Source organism: Phenylobacterium sp., from assembly GCF_024508875.1.
In the GTDB taxonomy this organism is placed as follows: Bacteria; Pseudomonadota; Alphaproteobacteria; order Caulobacterales; family Caulobacteraceae; genus Phenylobacterium.
The window spans coordinates 1-2943 of the sequence record NZ_JANINU010000109.1; the positions used below are offsets into that span (position 1 = coordinate 1).

3 protein-coding genes are annotated in these 2943 nt (G+C 68.6%); all 3 read left to right on the forward strand.

Annotated elements, in window-relative coordinates:
- Positions 1 to 185: 185 nt before the first annotated feature.
- Entirely contained in the window at positions 186 to 950 is a 765-nt protein-coding gene (locus tag Q0L11_RS09535) for a bifunctional 2-polyprenyl-6-hydroxyphenol methylase/3-demethylubiquinol 3-O-methyltransferase UbiG (RefSeq protein WP_296596908.1), read from the forward strand.
- Between the two features lie 245 nt (positions 951 to 1195).
- Complete coding sequence (locus tag Q0L11_RS09540; protein ID WP_296596909.1) at positions 1196 to 1558, forward strand: hypothetical protein; 363 nt, start codon at positions 1196 to 1198, stop codon at positions 1556 to 1558.
- Positions 1559 to 1612: 54 nt separating this feature from the next.
- On the forward strand, positions 1613 to 2943 hold a 1331-nt coding region (locus Q0L11_RS09545), incomplete at its 3' end, for a right-handed parallel beta-helix repeat-containing protein (RefSeq protein ID WP_296596911.1).

Consider the following 2943-nt stretch of genomic DNA (forward strand, 5'->3'; position numbering starts at 1 on the left):
GACTTAAGGACTGCCCCCGCTCAAGTCAACGCGGCGCACCTGTCGCGGGTTGACCGTTCCCGCAGGGCGCGTAGCTTCGCCACACTATGAAGGCCTAGTCGCACATAAGCGCCGCGGACACCGCCGGCCACGCGACGCGCCGGGGGAAGCCCGGCGCGACCCTCTACTCATCTTCAGAGGCCTTCATGCCCATCGACATGGCTGCGAACCGCTATGGCTCCATAGCGGCCGAGATCTACGACATCGACAAACCCTATTTCGCGCTGCCGGACACCCGCTTCCACCTGGAGCGGTTCGCCGGGTTCGATCGTCCGATCCTCGAACCCGCCTGCGGGTCGGGGCGGACCCTGGTCCCGTTCCTCCAGGCGGGACTGGACGTCACCGGCTTCGACCCCAGCGGCGAGATGCTGGAGCGCTGCCGGGTCCGCTGCGCCGACGCGGGGTTCGCCCCCGACCTCAGCCGGCAGCGGTGCGAGGACTTCGCCTACGATCGCCGGTTCGGGGCCATCCTGATCCCGGTGGGCTCGTTCACCCTGATCGACGACTTCGCGGCGGCGATGGCCGTGCTGCGGCGCTTCCGCGACCACCTGGAGTCCGGCGGGGTGCTGGTGATCGACCTGCAGGGGCTGAACTTCCTCGCCGGCGGCCAGCCCGACCGGCGGCGATGGAGCGCGCCGAACGGCGACCTGCTCACCTGCGGGGGAATCCGCACGGCCACCGACCTCCTGCGTCAGCGGGCTGAGACCACCTACCGCTACGAGCGCTGGCGCGACGGGACGCTGGTCGAAACCCAGATCGACCTGATGGCCCAGCGCTACTGGGGCCTGGACGAATTCCGGCTGGCCCTGGAGGCGGCGGGATTTGGCGAGGTCACCGTCTGCGGCGGGTACGACCGAAGCCGGGGGCCCCGCCAGTCGGACCGGGTCTGGACATTCGAAGCGGTCGCTTGACGGGGCGAAGGCCATGGCTGCGCAAGGCCGCCATGGCCTCCAAGGCCGGGCAGATGGGCTCCAGGAACGACAAGTGTTCTTGTTTTGTTCTTGACTTTCGAGGCCGCGGCGCCTATCTTCTAAAGACTGACGCGCCAACTCCCGCAGCTTGAGGCGGGGGAGCGCGAAGGACCTCAACCCATCGAAATCCCCGCCTGGCCGCACCTGTGACGGCCAAGGCCGAACCTGTGCCCAGAGGAGAGAACATGACGATCACCTATCAGGCCTCGTCTCCGGTCCATGCGACCCTGCAGGAGACCCTCGACGCCAATGGTGAGACCACGACCGCGCTGGTGGCTGCGCGCGAGCTGGCGGTCCAATTGACGGGCTCAGCGACGACCGTCGATCTGCGCGTGCAACGCCACCCCGCGACGGCGGACGGCGATCTGCTGGACGGCGCGGGCGCCGCCCCGTCCGGCGGCAGCGCCCAATGGGTCGACGTCGGCGCCGCGATCGTGGCGATCCCGACCGTGGTCCGCTTCGCCGAGCCGGGCGTCGGCTTTTGGCGCGTGAAGGGCCAGACCATCACCGGCGGTGACGTGGTCGTCGCGATCTCGACGGGCCGCTGATCCATGTCGATGCGAACCCGGACAGGTCCAAGCGGCCTACCGAGGGGCATCGCCATGTCGATGACCTTCGATGACGACGCACCGCCGTTGCTGCAGGACGCGACCTTCCCGATGGGCGGCCTGACGGCGGCCGGTCGGGGCGGGGCGAACCTGGATCCGCTGCTGCGCGCCGTGGGCAGCGGCCCGATCGACGAATGGGAGGTCTCCGCGGCCCACCAGGGCCTGGCGACCCACTGGACGCTGCCCGGCGTCGGCGGCGTCGTGGCCGCCGGTCCGACGGCGCGGACCCCCATGCCGTCGTCCAGCGGCGACAGCAACAACCTCGCCCAGGGCGTGGGCGGCGTGGGGGGCTACTACGCCTTCCGTGTGCGAGCCAGGGGGCCGGGCGGCTGGAGTAATCAGGTCGTCCTCACCATCCCGATCGACCCGAACGCCGCCAGCCTCGGCGACTATCAAGGAACGACCGACAACTTCCCCGGCGCCATGTTCTCCATGAGCCCGACCCAGTTCTGCGACGCGAACTCCCACTCGCCGAAGAAGCTGCTCATCAGCGTGGGCGCGGATCGGGGACTGGGGGGCTTCGGCTTCGGCTCGGGCTTCGACTTCCCTCGGGAAGTCCGGATCGAGTACGCCGATCCGGCGCGCCCTCTCGCCATCCCGGCCATCGGGATCGGTGGCGGCGGGAGCAACTTCACGCTGGAGGACCTGATCTTCGATGGTCCGACGAACCAGGGCGCGCGTCTCGTCCTGGCTGGCGTAACGAACGTCCGGGTCGCGAACTGCCGCTTCGGGCGGGATGTCAGCTCGTACGTAAGCGGCGTCGACGGTGTGACCATCATCGGAAGCACGTCCGACGACATCGAGATCGAAAACTGCGAGTTCATCCACTGCCAACGGGGCGTGGAGATCGTCCAGGGTTCACGCATCCGCGTGCTGGACTGCCTCTTCCGCTACTTCCATGGGCAGGGGATCGCACTCGGTCCCGCGACGCGCGGCGCCAGCGGCGAGACCCTGCCGCCACCCGATGATGTCCTGATCCAGGATTGCGTGATCGTGGCGCCGTACCTCACCCCCGGCGATCTCACCACGCACATGGACGGCATCCAGCAGCTCGACGACTTCGAGGGCTACCCCTCGGGAGAGGGCGGCTACGTCGGCAACCCCACCGGCCTAGCCCAGAACGTCAAGGTGAAGAACACCATCATCGCCATGGCGGACGGCAACTGCGTGATGTCGTGCTTCCGCGGCGGCCGGGCCGGCTCGTCCAGCCACTCGGACAACCTGGCGATCGACAACCTGATCATCACGTCCTGGGCGGTCAACGCCCTGGAGATCAGCAACGGCTCGGGAACGCCTCACATCCGCAACGTGGCGGTGTGGCAGGC